The organism is Nostoc sp. C96 (genome assembly GCF_059384975.1).
Window position 1 is genome coordinate 618,001 of record NZ_CM182020.1, and the last position, 19,455, is coordinate 637,455.

Sequence of the window (19,455 nt, forward strand, 5' to 3'; positions counted from 1 at the left end):
GGTTATGCCCAAGTTTTGACAATTAAAGCATAGATGAACAGAAATAAACACAGGTAAATTCTGTGTGTTTATGTGGTATCTGCAAGGACTAAGCTAATGATTGTCCTCTGTTTTATGAATTTTCTCACAGAGTTTAGGGCTGAGATTTACTTGAAGCGATCGCAAATTCAATCAGTGCGTTGGTAAATTTGCAAACACCTGGGCCACTAAATCTTTTGTCTTATTCTCTAGATGCAGCCAATCTACTTCACCTAACTCATCAATTAAACTGGTATCAATATCAGCAATATCATTCTCTGGACTGTAATTTGCAAAACACACTTGATAACACAGTTCCCACAAATCAATGCTGACTTTCTGCTCTTGACGTTGCAATTGCAAATGATATCCTGGATGGGGCATTGGCAACCGAGACAGGGTATCACGGATTTCGTCTGCTTCTTCTGGTGTGGCACTTTCCATCTCTTGTAACAGTCTTGTTACCAAGGCTTTCATTTCGTCGGTGGTGTTAGGTGGCCAAATCAGTACATCATGGTAGGTTCCCGTCCAAGCAGATGTGTCGAGTTGCTTACGAATGTTATCCACAACTCTAATGAAAGCTGGTTGCATGAGGAGTTCCGCCTGTTGCCATGCAACTGGATTGGTTATTTTAGGTGGCATCGGTCGTCAAACAATTTTGAATTTTGGATTTTGGATTTTGGATTGACTCTAACCGCTAGGGTACAGTGTTTGAGGATTTTAAATTTTGGAAGTAGATTGATATTGCGCCTTGACTTGACGGAGTATAAACCAAAAAAATCTAAAAGACTCTCCGCTATCGGCAATCTAAAATCTCAAATTGGCACAGTTAATAAACAGGGTTTATAAAAAAGCTACGTATTTATTTCAAATCTTTTCTCAAGATAGCGGATTTCAAGTAAAAAAATTTGGAGATATTTATTACCAGCTGGAAAATTAGGTAATAACTCTGGGGAGGGAATATGATCGGTAAGCTACTAGATAATCGTTACCAAGTAATTCAAGTGCTGGCTAAGGGGGGGTTTGGTCAAACCTACATCGCCCAAGATACCAGACGGCCGGGAAATCCTATCTGCGTTGTCAAGCACCTCAAGCCTACCAGTTCTGACCCCAGAATTTTTGAAACTGCCAAACGTTTGTTCCAAAACGAAGCGGACACCTTGGAACGCTTGGGATATCATGACCAAATTCCTCGGTTGCTGGCTTATTTTGACGAACATCAAGAATTCTTTTTAGTCCAAGAATACATCGAAGGACATCCCTTAACTAATGAACTAATTTCTGGTCAACGCTGGAGTGAAGGCCAAGTTCTGCAAATGTTGCAGGAAGTATTAGGGATTTTAGAGTTTGTCCATCAGCAAGGTGTAATTCACCGCGATATTAAACCAGATAATATTATTCGGCGGTCATCGGACAATAAATTAGTTTTAGTAGATTTTGGGGCGGTCAAACAGTTAAGTTCTTCAATGGTGACGGTTGGCGGACAACCGACGGCGACTGTGGCTATTGGAACTCCTGGCTATATGCCAACGGAACAAGGACAAGGTAAACCCCGCCCCAATAGTGATATTTATTCTTTAGGTATTATTGCTATTCAAGCATTGACTGGCGTATCGGCTTCGGAATTACAAGAAGACCCTGATACTGGGGAGATTCGCTGGCAACATTTAGCCCCTGTTAGCTATCGGTTAACATCTGTGTTGACGAAGATGGTGCATTATCATTTCAAAGATCGTTACCAAACAGCTACCGAAGCACTGCAAGCTTGTTTGAATGTGATGAGTCCAGTTTTAACGCCAGCGGCACCACCGGAACCTGTGATTAATCATAGTTATTCTACGGCTAAACCTGCTGCGTCTTTTCAGCCAACTCTGGCGGTTGCGCCAGCAAACCCTGGTACTACCAAACCCACCCGCAGAACTTCTAGCAAATCTGATCCTCTACCGTTGTTAATTGGTGTACTTTTGGCTGGTAGTGCGGCGGCTTTGGTGGCAAATTTATACCCAAATGTGAGAAATTTCGCCGCCAATTTTACAGGTCAAAACGCTAGTGTGGGCAATAAGTGCTTGGCGATGGTGACGGGTAATTCTAATATTCGTTCGGAACCTAGTTCGATTAATTCTGATAATGTTCTTAAAACCATCGGTGAGGACACACAATTTGAGGTGACAGGACTGCGGACAAAGCGCAATTGGATACAAGTTAGACTCAATTCTGGGCGCTTGGCTTGGGCGTATGCAGATGTCATCTCCAATAATGATGAATGGATTGGTTGTCTGCGAGATAAAGGTATTGCTATTAAGACGGTTGATGATGGTACGGTGATTGCAGCTAGACCGCTTCCCAAACCAAAACCGAGTAAGGCGACGACTCCGCCAGCAGAGGTCTCAAATTCGGAATCTGGAAAATCAGAACCAGCAAAACCTAGTGAGAACAGCGACAAGGTTGTCGAACAAGCTAGGAAGAAGTATGAATCAGGAGATTTAGTCGGTGCGATCGCATTATTACGGTCTATTCCCGCTAATGCTTCTGCTGGTATTCAAGAAACAGGTAAGATCATCAACCAATGGCAGCAAGATTGGACTAAGGCTGATGCACTGTTTAACGACATCAACAAAGCGATCGATGATGGCAAATGGGACAAGGTTTTAGACTACAAAAATCATCCCGAAAAGTTACCCGATACCCAATACTGGCGCAATAAAATCGAGCCTTTATTTAAACAAGCGGCTGATAATATCGGTAAACAGGCTTTTCCCCCTGTAGATCAGCAAAATCATCAAAAAACCCCCAAAACTGAAAAACCAGCACCTACAGCCAGTCCTAATAGTGAGAGTGGTTTATGATTTAAATTTTGTCAGATGCTTATGAAGTTTAATGATTAGCAAAATAACTAAATAGGGGCGAACCGATTTTTGCCCCTACTATAACTATTACTAATCTTCTTCTGCGCCTATGTCTTCTTCGCTATCTAAAGTTTCAGGCGATCGGGCATCCTGGAGTTTATTCAACAGCGACAATACTTTATTACCTCGTTCTATAGAACGGTCTTCGATAAAAATTACCTCTGGTGTCCGACGCAGCCGTACCCTAGCACCAAGTTCACTACGTACAAAACCCGTAGCCGACTTCAAGCCTGCCATTGTTTCTGCCTTAGCTTCTTCTGTACCATAGATACTGACGTAGATTTTGGCGTGCTGCAAATCGCCAGAAACGTCTACATCCGTGACACTAACCATACCTGAACCCACACGGTCATCTTTAATTCCGTTGAGTAACATTTGGCTAACTTCCCGTTTAATTAATTCAGCAACACGGGAAACGCGGCGATTTGTAGCCATAAAATCTTTGCCTCCACACAGAGGTTATAAAACATCAATAATCGAAAATTTGGGAATGACTCTAAGAAAGTGCTGAGTGCTGAGTATAAAACCAGTAGCTATCAGGCTTTTAGCTATAACAACACCAAAAGCCATAGCCCCAATCTTTCCCGTCCTAAACCGCACTCAAGCCTAGCATAGCGCGTAGGGTGAGAGTCACGAAAGCCAGACCGCCCAGTAATAAGCCGACAACGGCAACTAAGGTGACTGGGCGTTTTAGCAAGGGCATTAATGGCTCAAATGTGTTCACCAAAAGCCCAACGAGGATAGTAATTAAGTAGCGGGGGTAGCGAAAAACGTTATCCCAAAATCCGTCAAACATGGAAATCTAAACTGCCTTGTTATGAACTGACGTTTGTTTTGATATGCTTTATCTACCCAATTGTAATCTATGCGGATGAAAATTACTCACCTAATATAGAATATGCGTCGGCAGTTATATCCTGTTATATTTATTAGCTTAATTTTAGTGAACTTGTCTGTAAATGGTTATTCAAATGCTTCCTGAAACTTGCCCACGTCCATTTTTAAAATGGGCAGGTGGTAAAAGTAGGTTAATTCAACAATATCTTCCTTATTTTCCTAAGTTTTATCAAACTTACTATGAACCCTTTTTAGGTGGTGGTGCGGTTTTCTTTCATTTGCAACCAACAACGGCAGTTTTAACCGATATTAATGCTGAACTAATTACTACCTATCGCTGTGTCAGAGATAAAGTTGAAAATTTAATTAGCTTATTAGAAGAGCATAAATCTCAACATAATCGAGATTATTATTATAAGGTGCGTTCTCATCCAGGCATAAATGATTTAGAGAAAGCGGCTCGGTTAATTTATTTGAATAAAACCTGTTATAACGGTTTATATCGCGTCAATTCCCAAGGTAAATTTAACGTTCCTTTAGGTAGTTATAAAAATCCGAATATTTGTCCAACAGATTTACTCAGAACTGCATCTAAAGCCCTTTCATCTTGTGAAATAAAGCAAGCAGACTTTATGAATGTGCTGAATTATGCTAAGAGTTGTGATGATTTTGTGTTTTGCGATCCACCTTATCATCCTATCAGCAATACTAGTTATTTTACGGGTTATAATGGCAATTCTTTTGGTGAAAAAGACCAAACACGTTTGCGCGATGTGTGTGCAGAGTTAGCAAATCGTGGTGTCAAAGTTATGGTTTGCAATTCTGATTGTGAATTTATTAAACAAATATATCAGGAAATAAACTTTAATATTTATGCGATCGCGGCATCGCGCTCAATTAATTCTAATACTAAAAAGCGGGGCATAATTAGCGAATTATTAATTACTTCATATTAAAAACTTTTATTAGCCCAGGCAATAAATCTATCTAAACTGTAAACTCCAAGTAAGTTATGGTTTAGTTTGACTTGTTGCCTGAGCCATTGAATTGCTCCTTCACGCATACCTTCGCCACCAATCACTACAATTGCCGGTGCTGGATAATATTCCTGAATATTCATACTCAAATAAGGAAATTTTTCATCTACAGAACCGCCACTTTCTTGCCATTTACATTCAATAATTAATCCTGTGGGAATGCTCGGTAAGCCAACAACATAAAAATCAACTTTCAACAAAGTATTATAAATTCCTGCACCAATATAAACTTGTTTAGCATAGCGTTTTGGTAATAAATGAGCAGTTAAAAGATATTCTTTAGTGACGTGATTGCCAACTTGAAAATAACCATGTCCAGTTAATATTGCTTCTACATTACTTTCTAGAATCTTCCCTGCCTGATTTGCCCGTTTGCCTTGAGTCATAGTCATTCTCAAGCCCTCCGCCACACTTACCATCTATTCTAGAATTTCATGGAAGCAGAGATATATAGACAGTTACTTAATATGAATTTTCAAAGTGGAAAAAAGTGGGATATTTTTGGTACTTATGTACTAAAAAAGAGTGAAAAATAGTTGAGTTCAGAGTAATTAACCGCTGATGAATTTAGGTGAATAAAACTCCGCGTTACTTTGCGCTGAACGCAGCGATACTCTGCGGAAAAACTCAACCAGTTTGTACTTCGCTGTGACCATTGCGGATTCCCCAAGCAATTTCTAGTAGATGAGTCCAGCGTTTTTGCAATTGTTTGGGAGTACATTTTAAGGCTTTAGCGATCGCTTGATCACTATGTCTTGCTGCTTTTAATTGCAAAATTTGCTGCTGTTGGGGAGAAAGTACTTGAATAAAAGTTTCCCACTGTTGAGAAGACAAACCTAATTTTTGTTCTAAACCAGCACCCAACCATTGATGAACTAATTGCCATTGGTGCTGTTTGGAGAACTTTTCTACATGATATTTAAAGCGTTGTTGCAAATAATCGCGTTGACGGCTAGTTAAACCGAGAATTTGGTCAATTTCTGGTGCAGATAAGTCTTGCAGCTTCAAGCTGAGGTAGTCAACACAGTCAGATTGACCTTGAGATTCTAGATATTTGACTAATTCAGCAATCACGCGATCGCGTTCTGATTCTTCCGATAAATCAACATGACCTTGAGCAATCATTTTAGAACGGATTTGTTGCACCGCGGGATTGCGTTGGTAAGATTCTCCATCTTCACCTTTCGGCGACTCTACAGCCATTTCAATATCAACAGCCGTTTCTTGAGGCTGACGACGCGCAAAACCTTGAGCGCGTAGAATGACTAATTGTTGATTATTTCCACCAGGTAAATTAATGCGGCGCTTGGCATACTGCTCTGTAAATGCCATATATTCAGCTAATTGCAGCTGAGTGCGGGGTTGGTAATCTTCAGCTAATTCATTTTCCCGCCGGAAAGCTTTAATCGCCTCAATATAAAAAGCTTGGAGAAAATCTTCAATCAAATTGTAACGAGCGTCAAATCCATATTCTGCCCCAGATGGCGTAACATGGCGATAAACCATCGCCCCCAAACTACTGTGTAACTCTACCCGTCCCCGCCGAGAACCAAGTTGGTAGTAGTGCAGACACTTGTGCAGACGATGTTTTGCTAAAGTTAGCTGCCAAGATTGGATTTGTCCTGATGTTTGGATGCGAGAACTCTTATCACAAATCCGTCTAACTTCTTTGGCTATGCGTTGTGCTACAGCTTGTACACATCCAGAACTGGCTTTGACCTGCGCCTGTATTTCCTGACACAGCAGTGGCATTAAAGTATCTGTAGCTGGTGATTCTTCAATAGCAACATTGCTAACAAAAAAATTGGGTGTGGAGGTTGGTAGATTTACAAGGTTAGCTTTCATGAATTTTCCTAGGGTAGGGTATCGCACCGTAACTACAACGCAAAGATAGCATCTGAAAACGTTCTTGTCTGGAAAATTATTAAGTATTGATCCATACAAGATTCATTGCCAGCACTGCTTATGTATATGACTGTAGGAAATTTAAAAAAGTTACAGTGAAAGTAATGTGTCGCTTTTTGATACAGTAACCAAATTGCAGGCGATACACAGATATTAATCACACACACAATTGGTTCAAATCCTGGCTATATATACTTTTACTCCTATCCTGACTACCCAATCCCTGCCATGATTCAGTATGACAATCGCCAAACTGGAGCATTTTGAATACTCGTTTCCGAAACAGAAGTTTCAGCTTGTGAAGTACGCTGTTTAAACCCATGCGGCGACTGCTTCCCAACCTAACCCCCGTCTCGTAATTACTGCTTCATCTCCTGTTAAGTCCAAAATTGTCGATACCTGATATGTTGGCTCTTCACCCGTGTCTACAATCACATCTACTAAGTTATCCAGATAATCAAATAGCTCTACCCTTGATAGCTGAGGTTTAAGATCTGAGCTAAATTTCCCATCATCGGCCTCATTGCTTGGCAAATGTGCCGAAGTGGAAATAATCGGGGTTTCTAAAGCTTCGAGCAAGGCTAGGCATACAGTATGATTCGGTACGCGAATACCTGTAGTTTTTCGCTTGGGATTTTGCACTAGTCGGGGGACTAACTTAGTTGCAGGTAGCAAAAATGTGTAAGGGCCGGGAATTAGCCGCTTCATCAATCGATAAGCCGTATCGCTGACAAACGCATAAGTCGCTACATTTGACAATGAAGGACACAAAAATGTTAATGGTTTATCATTCGCTAACTGCTTGATTTTCCTCACTCGTTCCACCGCCGACTTGGCATTTAAATCACAACCGATCGCATAGACCGTATCAGTTGGGTAAAGCATGACCGCGCCTTGAGATAGCGCCGACTTTATTTCTTCTATTCGGCGGCTTTGGGGATTATCCGGATGCACTGTGAGAATTTTTGCCATAGAACACGGTATTTTGGGAAATGGAGCAGGGGGCAGGGAGCTAGGGAGACAATAACTAAGAACAAATGACCATTGATTAACCTATATGAGTAAAATAGCTTATCTTCAATGCCCGACGGGAATTTCTGGTGATATGTGCCTGGGAGCCTTAGTCAGTTTGGGTGTGCCTGTGGAGTATTTAAGTACAAAATTAAATGACTTAGGAATTTCCCAGGAGTACCATTTACGGGCAGAATTTGTCCAAAAAAATGGTCAACAGGCAACTAAGGTATATGTGGATTTACTAGAGAAGCATCACCATGACCATGACCACGAACATAGTCACCATCACGGCCGTCATCTGCCAGAAATCGAGCAAATGATTCTTCAGGCAAAGTTGCCACCACGAGCCGAAGCTTGGAGTTTAGCAGTATTCCAACAATTAGCCGTAGCCGAAGGTGCAGTGCATGGGATTGCACCTGAGAAAGTACATTTCCATGAAGTGGGTGCCGTGGATGCGATTGTGGATATTGTCGGCACTTGTTTAGGTTTAGATTGGTTGGGGATTGAGAGCGATCGCACAGGATTCCCCTTAGTTTACTGCTCGGCATTGCCCACAGGGGGCGGTACGGTGCGGGCTGCACACGGTCAAATGGCGGTACCAGTGCCAGCAGTGTTGAAATTATGGGAAATGAGGAGTTGTCCGGTTTATAGTAACGGCATTGAAAAGGAACTGGTAACACCAACGGGAGGTGCGATCGCCACTACACTAGTCAGAGAATTTGGGAATCCGCCATCAATGACGATTAAACAAGTGGGATTGGGTGCGGGAACGATTAATCTTCCTATTCCCAATATACTACGCCTGTGGCTGGGTGAAAGCACCAGCCTACAGGCAGATGTCGCCCATTCACAACAAATCAGCCCAATTTTAGAAACCATCTCCGTACTCGAAACTCAAATTGATGACTTAAATCCTCAAGCGGTTGGCTATGTATTTGCAGCGCTATTTGCCGCTGGTGCAGTGGATGTCTTCACCCAACCCATAGGTATGAAAAAGTCCCGTCCAGGTATCTTATTAACAGTTATCTGTCATCCTGATAATTTACTGAATTGCGAAGCAATTTTATTCCGTGAAACTAGCACTTTGGGTATTCGTCGCACTACCCAACAACGCGCCATCCTGCAACGAGAAATTCAACAAGTAGAAACAAAATATGGCAATGTACGTATCAAAGTTGCATGGCAAGGAGAATTACAAGATAAATTTATTACTAATGTGCAGCCAGAATATGAAGATTGTGCCAAATTAGCTCGACAACACAATCTGCCTTGGCGGGAAATTCATCGGCTTGCTCTTGAGAGTTGGTATTCATCAAACAATTAACAAGAAAAGAGTCAGAATAATTTTAAATTCTGACTCCTATATTTTGTGTTCCCTACTTTGAATTGACTAAAATTTAGTCAATATTTCTTAATGACCGGTTTACAGCGTCGCCTGCATCTTCACCTGCACGACGGGCATTTTTACCCAAGTCTTGAGCCGCATTACTGGTATTGTCTTTGAGGTTTTCAACACCGCGTTTTGCCCCTTTGGCAACACCTTCCGCTGTTTCTTGAGCAGAACTACCAATGTCTTCACCTAAGTTTTTCACTCTTTCAGGAAAAGGTGTACCTTGGCGATAATTCCGAGCATAATCCTGTGGACTTTCAATGCCTTTTTGATCAATGTTTCTTTCGGCATTTCTGCTCAAATCTTCGGCTCTGTTTCTAGCAGATTTTTCAAAATTTTTAGCTCTAGGATCTACATCACTAAAGTTATTCATCCCACCTTCAGGAGTATTAAGGTTGTACTGTTTAGTGGGGTCTTGACGTTTAGTATAAGCTGATTCAGCACCAGGCTGGGCATAACCTGATTCAGCACCCGGTTGTGGTGGTTGATCCTGCAATAGTTGGTCTGTTACAAGCTTGTGTCAGGATGAGAAACATACCTGCCAAGAAAACGCTTAAAACTTTCAAAGGGCGAATATTTTTTACCCAATCAATAACTTTTTTCATGTTTTAGCTCCTTGAATTTATGTAAGTAAGTTCCAAATTGATGGAGATGAAATTTAGCTTCAAATTGTCGTCTCCAATGTGAGAACAAATCAAAAGTTCTATCTACCTACTGCCGGATTCTTTTGTAACTCTGGTCTAGCACTTGCTTCTGCTGCTTTATCTTTGACAAAGCTGGTAGCATCTTCAAATTGTTCTTTGACAGTTTCGAGGCGGTCTTGAACCCTATTTCCTAAATCTGATTCGTTTTGAATTAAACTTCCGGGTTCAGAGGATGTTTTAAAATTTTCCTTTGTAATGATTGGTAATTCTTTTTCTTTCTCTACTCTGCCTTGGGGTGTTTCTGCACCAGGGTAGAGTATTTCTGATTCTTGATTTGTAGCAATTAATAAGCCAGAAGGTAAGTTAGCTTGATTGCCTATCTTTTGAGAATTGCTGGAAGGGTTTCTAGTATATTTATCTCCACCATTTTTATAAGGATTGTTTGCGCCTCCAGCTTGTACAGCAGGATTTTGAGGATTGGCACCTGTAACATCTCCACTTGAACAAGCAGTGCTAACTATCAACAATAAACCTGCAAGAAATACAGTTACAATTTGCTGCAATCGTAGTTTTTTCAATAAAGCTGTGATTTTTTTCACTGAGACCTCCTTTCAACCATAAACAAGTTTTTTAGCTTATAATTAATTAAATTAAGTAAGCTCATTTCCTTGTTATAGTTGATTATTATTGAACCAACAGTCTCTAATGTAATTCAAAAAAAAATAACTTTACATCTGGCTTAAGCTACATTATTTTCACTAAAAATATGCTATTTTTATCTCTCTCAAGTTAGACAATATTGATATTTCAGCTTTTTAATCATGGAAATAACTATAAAAACTGCATCAAAATTAAAAATTACTAAAACTTATTTTATTTCATACTTAAGATGGATTTGAAAGTATGCAAATTAATATAAAAATCCCACTTTAAATTAATATTAATAAAGTTGAAATTAAATCAATTCTTCCAAATATTTTTTTTATCTAAGTGGAATTACAAATAATTTGTCACAAGAATTACTTATGTTTTAAGCAGAACTGAAGCGTGAGTTTGTAAATTTTTTGGGATGTTGCTGATGTACCATAAGATTTAAGATATTCAAGGTTTGGTGCTAAAGCTATTAAATGACCAAAGTGATGAAGCAATTTTTACGCTGGATAATTTTGGGGGGAACGCTATTTTTTGTCGCCAAAGCCCTCAAGGATAATTGGGTTGGGGTGACAAATCTCAAAATTGATGCAGCCGGATGGGCAATTTTGGCGATCGCCACAGGTGTAACATTATTAGCACATACGTGGGCTGGCTGGATCTGGACTTGGGTTTTGCGCGATTTAAATCAATCCATACCATCTGTTCAATTCATTCAGGTCTACTTAAAAACTAACATCGCCAAGTATCTACCGGGTAATGTTTGGCATTATTATGGGCGAATTGTCGCAGCTAAAAATGCCAATATCTCTGCGGGTGCAGCAACATTAAGTGTGTTACTAGAACCGCTACTCATGGCCGCAGCCGCTTTAATAATTGTTGTTTTATTAGGTAATCAATTTGCGGCAACTCAGACTAATTTAGCAGTAATAATATGCCAATTTTTAGTTTTAATTTTTATACTTTGTGGCGTACATCCTTGGTTTTTAAACCCGGTAATTCGTTTTTTACACAGGTTGAAAAACAAAAAATCGGCTAATAAGACTCAGCCACAAGTCGCAATCAATCTCGAACGCTATCCCATCCGTCCCTTATTAGGCGAATTCGGATTTTTAGGATTGCGGAGTTTAGGGTTTATCTTAACTATATATGCCATTTACCCTGTGAATCTCAGCCAAATGCCTTTGTTAGTTGGGGCTTTTAGTTTTGCTTGGCTATTAGGGCTGGTAGTTCCAGGTGCGCCAGGAGGATTAGGTGTATTTGAAGCCACGGCGATCGCACTTTTACAGCACCGCTTTCCTTCAGCTGTAGTGATCAGTGCGATCGCACTATATCGTCTCATCAGTATTTTGGCTGAAACCTCTGGCGCAGCTTTAGCTTGGCTAGATGAACGTCTGGTTAATATTCATCGGTGAAATAGCGTAGCTGCTTACATAGAAAAGCCAATAACTGATTCTCTATAAAAATAATATTACTACTCAATATCTGTGCTAATTTCAATCAATTTTTGCCGAGACGATAAACCCGATTTAATAGTGACATAAGACTTCGGCACGTCAAATTTATCAGCCAATAATTTAATTAACTCTTCATTCGCTTTACCATCAACTGGAGGCGATTTCAAATTGACAGTTAAACTACCATCTGCTTGTTCTTCAATTTTTTGTTGTTTTGAATTAGGTTTGACTTTCACTCTTTTTTGCATTGCCTATTTCCTTTAATTTTCGTCGCCACAACCAACAATAAATCTCAACACATAATGAACGAAATCCTAGCAAAAAAAAGTAATGCCAAGCAACAATCTATTTATCAATGTAGCTTACATAGCCTTGAATATTACCACATACCAAAGCGGAGAAATTTTAGTATACAACTGACGATAAAAAGCCCATCGCTATAAACGATGAGCAAAGAGAGATGATGAAGATTTTTGAGTGACGGCTATGGCAGATTTTCTAAAAGCTAGAGACTAAAAAAGATTCTAGCTTTCAAATCTCAAATAAAGTTATGGGTACCTTTTACTACCAGCCCCCACTACACCTATTTTGTGGCGATAAGAAAGTTCTGCACCAAACCATCCAGACACGCTAGTTAGTGTCCCAACTACCAAAGATATTAATAATCCCCAAGGTAAGATGCGTGCTTCTGCATCGCCCCAACGCAAAATAAAGTTCAACAGCGTTAAAACTAGGATAGAAACATTGAGAATCATGTGCGCCCAGCCAGCTTTGCGCTTACGGACTCGCTCAATCTTCAAAAAATCACTCATCCCGATCGCAGCTGCAATTAAACCGCCAACCAGCCCAAGGCCAATTAACCATAAAGAAGCCCGCGCCCAGAAGAAATCACGAGTTAACCAATAGCCAAAGTCGCTTCCTAATGCTGCGGCTAAAAAAGCTATGGGGAAAATGACGCTTAAAGGGTGTAATGGATGTCCGGCGATCGCTACTGTACTAGGTACGCCAGTATCACGATATTCTCTATCATCACTTTCAATAATCGGTGGGATATTGGGAAAAGGAGTAGAAGCCGATGTTGTTTCTGAAGTATCCATAGTTTCCATAAATTTAGTATCCTTTGTTTAAGCGGAGGGAATTTGCTCTACATAAGCTTCTGCTTGAAGCGTTAATTTACCTGCTTCTACTTGTAGTTGCTTAACTCGCAGGCTCATACCTTCTAAATCGAAGTTACTTAAATTCAGAATATTGCTGGTTTGGTCAATTAAAGCCTTTGTCAATTCTGGGGAGATTTCTTCACCTTCGCCATACTCGACATTCTCTAAAGAGACAGTTTGTCCATTAGCACTGACTCTAGGTATTGCAGAGAAAGCAACTTTTTGAGTTTCGCTTGTTTCTTTTAATTGAATAGTTGCATTGAGCCATATTTTTTGATTATCAAGTAAGCGAAAGTCTACTTGTTGAGGCTCTATACTCATTAATTGCCCATTGATATCTATTTTCTGGCTTTGAAGTTGCGATCGCACATATTCTGAATTAAAAGCGCGGTTGATATCATTTTCTGTTAATACAACTCTCGCACTAGCTTCTGTAGGTTTAGTTAATTCAATTTTGCCAAAAGCCACACTCAAAGGATTGATGGCAACATTACCCATTTGCATTTTTAATTCCTCCATTCGGAGGTCTTTTTGCATCACCAAACCTTCGCCTGATATTTCTACTGCATCTACCTCTCCCTGAACCATTTTCAGCGGATCAGTTTTGATGTTGACATCTAGATTTTCTACTTCATCTAACTGGCTAGATAATCCTATTTCTGCGGCTTTATTTAGTGCTTGCTCTCCTATCCCAGGGCTTTCTGACATTACATTCTCATCTCGTGTTTGACTCTCTTTGGACAATTTAGAAAAATAATGTCGAAAAATTATCTACCTAACGATGGAGTCAAAATTTTATCTGTGTATATCCAAAAGTATAATCAGCTTTTCTTATGTTTAAAAAATTTGTTTTCTATCTAGAGTGACGCAATTAATCGCTCAAAAGAAAGAGGAAAGATGATTAACTCCTATGACAAGCTTTGATTAGTAATAATCCGATTAATTTTTGAGGAGAACTTGAGAATGGTATCTACTTTAGATGATACAAAACGCAATGCTATTGCCACTAAATTGGCTAGTATTAAATTAGTTCAACAGTTGCTTATTGAGAATGAAGAGCTATTTTTGAGAGAAGCTACAGATAGTGAAATCTCAGATCGGATTCGAGACTTCCTCGAAGATGATCGGAAAAATCTGGGCATCATCGAAACAGTAATTGTGCAGTATGGTATTCAGCAAGAGCCGAAAAAAACTGTGCAAGAAATGGTAAACAAAGTTCGCCAATTGATGCAAGGTTCAGAACTGAGTTTCTACGAAAAAGTATCTCAGCACGAGTTGTTAAAGCATCAACAAGTTATGAGTGGTTTGTTGGTACACAAAGCAGCCCAAAAAGTTGGTGCTGATGTGATGGCTGCAATTGGGCCTATCAATCCTGTTAACTTTGAAAACCGCGCCCATCAAGAGCAACTCAAAGGGATTCTTGAAATTCTCGGTGTGCGTGAGCTAACTGGACAAGATGCAGACCAAGGAATCTGGGCGAGAGTCCAAGATGCGATCGCAGCTTTTAGCGGTGCTGTAGGTAGTGCAGTTACCCAAAGTACCGATAAAAAAGATATGAACATCCAAGACGTTATTCGCTTGGATCACAACAAGGTAAATATCTTATTTACTGAACTGCTACAAAGCAATGATCATCAAAAAATTCAAGAATACTTTGGTCAAATTTACAAAGATCTAACAGCACATGCTGAAGCTGAAGAAGAAGTAGTTTATCCCAGAGTTCGTTCTTTCTATGGCGAAGGCGATACCCAAGAACTTTATGATGAACAAGCCGAAATGAAGCGGCTTTTAGAGCAAATTAAGGCTATCAGTCCTTCTGCTCCTGAATTTAAAGATAGAATCAAACATCTGATGGATATCGTTGGCGACCATGTTCGTCAAGAAGAAAGCACAATGTTTGCTGCAATCCGTAATAACTTGAACACTCAACAAACTGAGCAACTAGCTACAGAATTTAAAGCAGCTAAAGCCAAAATTCAACAAAAATTGGGCGGAACTGCAACTGGTGCAAATGTCTAGTACAACAAGGCAAAAGTAAAAAGTCAAAAGGAAAAAGAAAGAATAGTGACCCCACAAGCCTTTTAGCAATTCCAGATGGTCTGTTTATTTACGCCAACCTGTACTAGTGATTGATGCTGCTAACAATAAGTAGTTAAACATAGTTGCTGACACAAAGTCATTGCGAATGCAGCAAAGCTAAATGAAGCAATCCCAAACCCTGGGATTGCTTCGCGTTTCTGCGAGACGCTAACACGACCGTTCGCAATGACATACAAAAAAGTAAGATGCTCTCATTGGCTTGTTTTTGAAGAGGAGCGATCGCAATCACTATCGGTCAACCAGATTATGATAGTAATTACATCTTTGCATTGATCTACAATCCCAAATGAATGCGATCGTCTCACCCTTAGCCCTAATCAAGTCATGTCAGTCGCCCAAGAATTAGAACCAGCAGCAGATATAATATTTCCACCAGGAGATATTGAAAGTCACGAACCACCTTTGGAAAGCGATTTACATCTACGTCAAATTATTCTGTTATTACAATGTTTAGAATTGTGGTGGCAAAACCGCAATGACTTTTATGCTGCTGGGAACCTGACAATTTACTACAGCCAACGTCAACTCAAGTCAGAAGAATTTCGTGGCCCTGATTTTTTTGTGGTGCGAGGATGCGAAAGAAAACCTCGCAAAAGTTGGGTAATTTGGCAAGAAGACGGTAAATATCCCAATATTATTGTTGAGTTACTGTCATCTTCTACAAAAGCCACAGACAAAGGCTTAAAAAAGCAAATCTACCAAGATATATTTCGCACACCAGAATATTTTTGGTTTGACCCCAATAATTTAGAATTTGTTGGGTTTCATTTAGTCGATGGAAATTACCAACCCATAGAACCAAATCTCCAAGGTTGGTTATGGAGTCAGCAGCTAGATTTATATTTGGGTGTGCAGAACAATCAATTACGCTATTTTACGGCACAAGGGGAATTAGTGCCGACACCGGAAGAATTAGCAGCACAAGAAAAACAGCGTGCAGACAAAGAAAAGCAACGTGCAGACGAAGAAAAGCAACGTGCGGAACGCCTAGCTGCCAAGTTGCGCGAATTAAATATTGACCCCGATTTTCTCTAAAATTATTGATTATATTAAGCGATCGCTCTCTGGTGAGAGGTAAAAATTTAGTGGTTGACCATATCTGCAATAATATTAAATAATTCAGATATAATAATGAGTTTGTCTATTGCACTCATTTTTTAGTATATGTCCAATACTTACACCGTAGAACTCCATCACCAAGGTAAAATTCTTACTCTGCAAGTTCCTGAAGATGAAACTATTTTATCCGTAGCTGAAACTACTGGTTTCGAGTTGCCTGCTTCTTGTCATGCAGGAGTTTGTACAACTTGCGCCGCCCAAATCATCGAAGGAACTGTAGACCAAACCGAGGGTATGGGTGTTAGTCCAGAATTGCAAAAACAAGGTTACGCATTACTTTGCGTCTCCTATCCCCGTTCTGACTTGAAAATTGAAACTGAAAAAGAAGACATTGTTTATCAGTTGCAATTCGGTAAACAGTAATAAAGTATAAAGTTTGAAGTATGAAGTCTAAAAGATAAGATTTCATACTTTAGACTTCATAACTTATAGTTCATTCGGCTATTGTAGAACAAATTAATTAACAGGAGAAACGGCAATGACTACTCATTTTATTACTGCGGAAATTGATATTCAAGAAACTCCTACTGAATTGCAAAAAGTAATTGAAGCTGAGTTAAAAAAACAAGGTGAACCATTACGTTGGGCGATTACATCTGTAGATGAAGAACAGCAAAAAGTTGCTGTGGAAGCAGTTGTGACTAAAGGAAGTGTTGAGTCTTAAGTGTATGACGGTGCTAGATTTTTCTAGCACTCAGTACGCTGCTCAACTCCCGCTACCGCTAACAGCACTTAGCGAGAACTTGCGTGCGCGGGAAACCCGCGTTGAGCAAAGTTCGGTGACTCAGCACTCAGCACTTAAAATGCGTCCTTATACCGCTATTTTGATTGTACCTACTGGCGTTGGGGCAGCGATTGGGGGGTATGCTGGCGATGCTATACCTGTTGCTCGAACATTAGCACAGGTTTGCGATCGCCTAATCACTCACCCCAATGTCCTCAATGGCGCAAGTTTGTATTGGAACATCCCCAATGCTTTCTATGTGGAAGGTTTTGGGCTTGACAAATTCGCATCTGGATGTTGGGGATTACGACCAGTCCGCAATAATAAAATAGGTTTGCTTTTAGACCAAGGCATTGAACCAGAGTTGCAGCTACGACACCTGCAAGCTGTTGACGCAGCGAGGGCAACTCTCGGATTAACCATCACAGATTATGTAGTTACTGATGCCCCGTTAAATGTAGAATTACGTACTTCCACATCAGGGGCAAGTTGGGGAACCATCGGCAACCCCGATAGTTTACTTAGGGCAGCAGAGATATTAATCAATAAAATAGGGGCAGAGGCGATCGCGGTTGTCGCCCGTTTCCCTGATGATATGGATGAAGATGCTGTGCAGAACTATCGCCAAGGTAAAGGCGTAGACCCGTTAGCAGGTGCAGAAGCAGTAATTAGCCATTTACTAGTGCGAAACTTGCAAATTCCTTGCGCCCATTCACCAGCCCTCGCCAGCGCCCCGCCTTATCCCGATTTATCTCCGCGTTCCGCCGCCGAAGAATTAGGCTATACTTTTTTACCAAGCGTACTTGTAGGCTTAAGTCGCGCCCCCCAATTTATCGTCGAGAAACAATTATTTACATCTCATCCAGCAGATATTTGGGCTGATCAAATAGATGTTGCGATCGTACCGGCAAACGCTTGCGGTAGCAGCGCTTTACTAAGTTTAAGTCAAAGCCGATGCTCAATAATTACCGTCAAAGATAATCAAACTCAAATACAAGTTCCTGCCCAACCGTTGGGAATCAAATCCATACAGGTAAACTCGTATTTAGAAGCAGTAGGTGTATTGGTAGCCCTCAAAGCAGGCATCAATCCAGATACTTTGATTCTTGGTCAATAGTCAATGGTCAACAGGCAGACGGATAAAGGATAAAATTTCCTACTATCCTGCGGCAAGCCCTGACGCTCCTTCGTCGCTACCGCTTCGCTAACGGGTGCGCTAATAGCAGTTGCTTCTCCTAATCGGAGACGCTACGCGTAGCTTGCTTCCCCATAGGGGTACAAGTCGCGGAACCCGCCTAACGCACTCCTTCACCGTTGCGCGTCTACATACTTCATACTTCATACTTCATAACTTTCCTGTGGTAGAACAACAAAAACAAGATCCAGAAATTCCTTACCTGACACGTATCCAGGTTTTAGTAGCAATGGCGGTAACTGCCATCCTGCTGTGGACAGTTGCTAAAGTCTGGCTGCGCTTTGGTAATGTTTTCCTATTTAAGTGGGAATGGCACGAAATAGATTTTCTTTGGGGGCTGGGTGTAGGACTGATAATCACCAGCTTGAGTGGTTTAGCTTATCGGTTGTGGCCAGCCTATCGTCAAAGTGCAGACTATTATCTAGAACTAGTATTAAGACCTTTAGCCTGGCCGGATTTAATTTGGCTGGGTTTACTACCAGGATTAAGCGAAGAATTATTATTTCGAGGTGTAATGCTGCCAGCTTTAGGCTTAGACCATGTAGCAGTGATTGTATCTAGCCTGTGCTTTGGAGTTTTACACCTCAGTGGTTCCCAACAATGGCCTTACGTAATGTGGGCAACAGTGATTGGGTTGATTTTGGGATATAGCGCCCTGTTGAGTGGAAATTTGTTAGTGCCGATTGTTGCCCATATTATGACAAATTGGGTTTCCAGTTATTTTTGGAAAATCCAGCAACATTAGATTTTGTAGGGTAGGCAAGATGCCCGCCCAATTAATGCAATTGAAATGTCAATTTAGTTATCGGCTAAATCAATCCAAATACTACCTTCTTCCACCCGCACAGGAAAAACGGGCAGTGTTTTTTCTTGCGAAATTAATGACAATACTTTACCTACTCCGGGTGGCCAAGGACACCAATTATTAACTTGCCCGTTACTGAGATTAAAGGCACTGCGGTGAATAGGACAAACAATTGCCCCATCTTCAATTTTGCCATTCTTTAAAGGTAATTTTAAGTGAGGACAGGCATTATCTACCGCATATAGTTGATTTTCGTGATTTAACACGAGAATTTTCCGCTTGCCAACATTCACAACTTCTCTAGCACCAGGGGCTAGTGCATCAGCCGCCAGAACTTTAGTCCAGCCCATTGCGTTCTCCTTCATTAATGGATCTGTTTTCAGTTTCTCGCATTTGTTACCCCAATGCGTATTGTTGCAATTATGATTGTCAATATAGTGCGCTTGCCTAATTAAACCCTTGTTATCTAACCATCGATATAACATAGAGTAGGCAA

The 19,455-nt window shown here is 40.5% G+C and carries 21 protein-coding genes and 1 pseudogene; 10 read left to right on the forward strand and 12 right to left on the reverse strand.

All coding sequences use genetic code 11. The features are described 5' to 3' along the window. Positions 1-171: 171 nt before the first annotated feature. On the reverse strand, positions 172-660 hold the full coding sequence (locus tag AC504W_RS02675; protein ID WP_494876100.1) for a hypothetical protein: 489 nt from the start codon (positions 658-660) through the stop codon (positions 172-174). A gap of 320 nt (positions 661-980) precedes the next feature. On the opposite strand from AC504W_RS02675, the gene AC504W_RS02680 reads away from it, so the two are divergent. Beyond that, the gene (locus AC504W_RS02680) at positions 981-2,864 is read left to right on the forward strand and encodes a protein kinase domain-containing protein (RefSeq protein WP_494876101.1); all 1,884 of its coding nucleotides are present in this window, start codon (positions 981-983) and stop codon (positions 2,862-2,864) included. Between the two features lie 90 nt (positions 2,865-2,954). Here the strand turns inward: AC504W_RS02680 and rbfA are convergent, their stop codons facing one another. Together rbfA and AC504W_RS02690 are read right to left on the reverse strand one after the other, a co-directional pair. After that, positions 2,955-3,359 carry a 30S ribosome-binding factor RbfA gene (gene rbfA, locus AC504W_RS02685; RefSeq protein ID WP_096584137.1) on the reverse strand — a complete coding sequence of 135 codons (405 nt, stop codon included), beginning with the start codon at positions 3,357-3,359 and terminating at the stop codon, positions 2,955-2,957. 154 nt (positions 3,360-3,513) lie between these two features. Continuing rightward, positions 3,514-3,720 carry a DUF751 family protein gene (locus AC504W_RS02690; RefSeq protein WP_494876102.1) on the reverse strand — a complete coding sequence of 69 codons (207 nt, stop codon included), beginning with the start codon at positions 3,718-3,720 and terminating at the stop codon, positions 3,514-3,516. Between the two features lie 163 nt (positions 3,721-3,883). Here AC504W_RS02690 and AC504W_RS02695 point away from each other — a divergent pair, with 163 nt between their 5' ends. Continuing rightward, positions 3,884-4,717: a DNA adenine methylase gene (locus AC504W_RS02695; RefSeq protein WP_494876103.1), complete on the forward strand. Its 834-nt coding sequence runs from the start codon at positions 3,884-3,886 to the stop codon at positions 4,715-4,717. Here the strand turns inward: AC504W_RS02695 and AC504W_RS02700 are convergent. From AC504W_RS02700 to AC504W_RS02710, 3 genes are all read right to left on the reverse strand, one after another. Continuing rightward, positions 4,714-5,190, reverse strand: a complete 477-nt coding sequence (locus AC504W_RS02700; RefSeq protein WP_494876104.1) for a PD-(D/E)XK nuclease superfamily protein — start codon at positions 5,188-5,190, stop codon at positions 4,714-4,716. The genes AC504W_RS02695 and AC504W_RS02700 overlap by 4 nt on opposite strands. Positions 5,191-5,425: 235 nt before the next feature. Then, entirely contained in the window at positions 5,426-6,643 is a 1,218-nt protein-coding gene (locus AC504W_RS02705) for a HetZ-related protein (RefSeq protein ID WP_494876105.1), read from the reverse strand. A 372-nt stretch (positions 6,644-7,015) separates the two neighbouring features. Next, positions 7,016-7,675, reverse strand: a complete 660-nt coding sequence (locus tag AC504W_RS02710) for an L-threonylcarbamoyladenylate synthase (RefSeq protein WP_494876107.1) — start codon at positions 7,673-7,675, stop codon at positions 7,016-7,018. Between the two features lie 85 nt (positions 7,676-7,760). Between AC504W_RS02710 and larC the strand changes: the two genes are divergently transcribed. Beyond that, positions 7,761-9,041, forward strand: coding sequence for a nickel pincer cofactor biosynthesis protein LarC (larC, locus tag AC504W_RS02715; RefSeq protein ID WP_494876109.1), 1,281 nt, complete (start codon positions 7,761-7,763; stop codon positions 9,039-9,041). A 73-nt stretch (positions 9,042-9,114) separates the two neighbouring features. Here the strand turns inward: larC and AC504W_RS02720 are convergent. Then, a pseudogene (locus AC504W_RS02720) lies at positions 9,115-9,712 on the reverse strand (DUF6658 family protein). Between the two features lie 98 nt (positions 9,713-9,810). Beyond that, entirely contained in the window at positions 9,811-10,350 is a 540-nt protein-coding gene (locus AC504W_RS02725) for a DUF6658 family protein (RefSeq protein WP_494876112.1), read from the reverse strand. Between the two features lie 537 nt (positions 10,351-10,887). Between AC504W_RS02725 and AC504W_RS02730 the strand changes: the two genes are divergently transcribed. Continuing rightward, the gene (locus AC504W_RS02730; RefSeq protein WP_494878539.1) at positions 10,888-11,817 is read left to right on the forward strand and encodes a lysylphosphatidylglycerol synthase transmembrane domain-containing protein; all 930 of its coding nucleotides are present in this window, start codon (positions 10,888-10,890) and stop codon (positions 11,815-11,817) included. A gap of 59 nt (positions 11,818-11,876) precedes the next feature. On the opposite strand, the gene AC504W_RS02735 is transcribed toward AC504W_RS02730, so the two are convergent. From AC504W_RS02735 to AC504W_RS02745, 3 genes are all read right to left on the reverse strand, one after another. Beyond that, positions 11,877-12,107 (reverse strand): DUF167 domain-containing protein, encoded by a 231-nt coding sequence (locus AC504W_RS02735; RefSeq protein WP_494876114.1) that lies wholly within the window; start codon positions 12,105-12,107, stop codon positions 11,877-11,879. A 300-nt stretch (positions 12,108-12,407) separates the two neighbouring features. Further along, positions 12,408-12,956, reverse strand: coding sequence for a DUF2231 domain-containing protein (locus AC504W_RS02740; protein WP_096585738.1), 549 nt, complete (start codon positions 12,954-12,956; stop codon positions 12,408-12,410). Positions 12,957-12,983: 27 nt separating this feature from the next. After that, positions 12,984-13,724, reverse strand: a complete 741-nt coding sequence (locus AC504W_RS02745; RefSeq protein ID WP_494876115.1) for an LmeA family phospholipid-binding protein — start codon at positions 13,722-13,724, stop codon at positions 12,984-12,986. Positions 13,725-13,979: 255 nt separating this feature from the next. Here AC504W_RS02745 and AC504W_RS02750 point away from each other — a divergent pair, with 255 nt between their 5' ends. The 6 genes from AC504W_RS02750 (at position 13,980) to AC504W_RS02775 (ending at position 18,899) form a co-directional block, all read left to right on the forward strand. Then, entirely contained in the window at positions 13,980-15,035 is a 1,056-nt protein-coding gene (locus AC504W_RS02750) for a hemerythrin domain-containing protein (RefSeq protein ID WP_494876116.1), read from the forward strand. A 405-nt stretch (positions 15,036-15,440) separates the two neighbouring features. Further along, positions 15,441-16,151, forward strand: a complete 711-nt coding sequence (locus tag AC504W_RS02755) for a Uma2 family endonuclease (RefSeq protein WP_494876117.1) — start codon at positions 15,441-15,443, stop codon at positions 16,149-16,151. A gap of 129 nt (positions 16,152-16,280) precedes the next feature. Further along, entirely contained in the window at positions 16,281-16,598 is a 318-nt protein-coding gene (locus tag AC504W_RS02760; protein WP_494876118.1) for a 2Fe-2S iron-sulfur cluster-binding protein, read from the forward strand. Positions 16,599-16,713: 115 nt separating this feature from the next. Continuing rightward, a complete protein-coding gene (locus AC504W_RS02765; protein ID WP_494876120.1) occupies positions 16,714-16,899 on the forward strand; it encodes a DUF8621 family protein in 186 nt (61 codons plus the stop codon). Positions 16,900-17,038: 139 nt separating this feature from the next. After that, a complete protein-coding gene (locus AC504W_RS02770; protein ID WP_494878541.1) occupies positions 17,039-18,076 on the forward strand; it encodes a DUF3326 domain-containing protein in 1,038 nt (345 codons plus the stop codon). 241 nt (positions 18,077-18,317) lie between these two features. Beyond that, positions 18,318-18,899 (forward strand): CPBP family intramembrane glutamic endopeptidase, encoded by a 582-nt coding sequence (locus tag AC504W_RS02775; RefSeq protein WP_096584089.1) that lies wholly within the window; start codon positions 18,318-18,320, stop codon positions 18,897-18,899. 53 nt (positions 18,900-18,952) lie between these two features. Here the strand turns inward: AC504W_RS02775 and AC504W_RS02780 are convergent, their stop codons facing one another. Beyond that, entirely contained in the window at positions 18,953-19,309 is a 357-nt protein-coding gene (locus tag AC504W_RS02780; RefSeq protein WP_494876123.1) for a Rieske (2Fe-2S) protein, read from the reverse strand. Positions 19,310-19,455 lie beyond the last annotated feature (146 nt).

What these genes read in the sequence shown, in the direction of transcription:
- AC504W_RS02675 (WP_494876100.1), bottom strand. Translation starts at nt 660, where the DNA reads ATGCCACCTAAAATAACCAATCCAGTTGCATGGCAACAGGCGGAACTC.
- AC504W_RS02680 (WP_494876101.1), top strand. Translation starts at nt 981, where the DNA reads ATGATCGGTAAGCTACTAGATAATCGTTACCAAGTAATTCAAGTGCTG.
- rbfA (WP_096584137.1), bottom strand. Translation starts at nt 3,359, where the DNA reads ATGGCTACAAATCGCCGCGTTTCCCGTGTTGCTGAATTAATTAAACGG.
- AC504W_RS02690 (WP_494876102.1), bottom strand. Translation starts at nt 3,720, where the DNA reads ATGTTTGACGGATTTTGGGATAACGTTTTTCGCTACCCCCGCTACTTA.
- AC504W_RS02695 (WP_494876103.1), top strand. Translation starts at nt 3,884, where the DNA reads ATGGTTATTCAAATGCTTCCTGAAACTTGCCCACGTCCATTTTTAAAA.
- AC504W_RS02700 (WP_494876104.1), bottom strand. Translation starts at nt 5,190, where the DNA reads ATGACTATGACTCAAGGCAAACGGGCAAATCAGGCAGGGAAGATTCTA.
- AC504W_RS02705 (WP_494876105.1), bottom strand. Translation starts at nt 6,643, where the DNA reads ATGAAAGCTAACCTTGTAAATCTACCAACCTCCACACCCAATTTTTTT.
- AC504W_RS02710 (WP_494876107.1), bottom strand. Translation starts at nt 7,675, where the DNA reads ATGGCAAAAATTCTCACAGTGCATCCGGATAATCCCCAAAGCCGCCGA.
- larC (WP_494876109.1), top strand. Translation starts at nt 7,761, where the DNA reads ATGAGTAAAATAGCTTATCTTCAATGCCCGACGGGAATTTCTGGTGAT.
- AC504W_RS02735 (WP_494876114.1), bottom strand. Translation starts at nt 12,107, where the DNA reads ATGCAAAAAAGAGTGAAAGTCAAACCTAATTCAAAACAACAAAAAATT.
- AC504W_RS02740 (WP_096585738.1), bottom strand. Translation starts at nt 12,956, where the DNA reads ATGGATACTTCAGAAACAACATCGGCTTCTACTCCTTTTCCCAATATC.
- AC504W_RS02745 (WP_494876115.1), bottom strand. Translation starts at nt 13,724, where the DNA reads ATGTCAGAAAGCCCTGGGATAGGAGAGCAAGCACTAAATAAAGCCGCA.
- AC504W_RS02750 (WP_494876116.1), top strand. Translation starts at nt 13,980, where the DNA reads ATGGTATCTACTTTAGATGATACAAAACGCAATGCTATTGCCACTAAA.
- AC504W_RS02755 (WP_494876117.1), top strand. Translation starts at nt 15,441, where the DNA reads ATGTCAGTCGCCCAAGAATTAGAACCAGCAGCAGATATAATATTTCCA.
- AC504W_RS02760 (WP_494876118.1), top strand. Translation starts at nt 16,281, where the DNA reads ATGTCCAATACTTACACCGTAGAACTCCATCACCAAGGTAAAATTCTT.
- AC504W_RS02765 (WP_494876120.1), top strand. Translation starts at nt 16,714, where the DNA reads ATGACTACTCATTTTATTACTGCGGAAATTGATATTCAAGAAACTCCT.
- AC504W_RS02770 (WP_494878541.1), top strand. Translation starts at nt 17,039, where the DNA reads ATGCGTCCTTATACCGCTATTTTGATTGTACCTACTGGCGTTGGGGCA.
- AC504W_RS02780 (WP_494876123.1), bottom strand. Translation starts at nt 19,309, where the DNA reads ATGGGCTGGACTAAAGTTCTGGCGGCTGATGCACTAGCCCCTGGTGCT.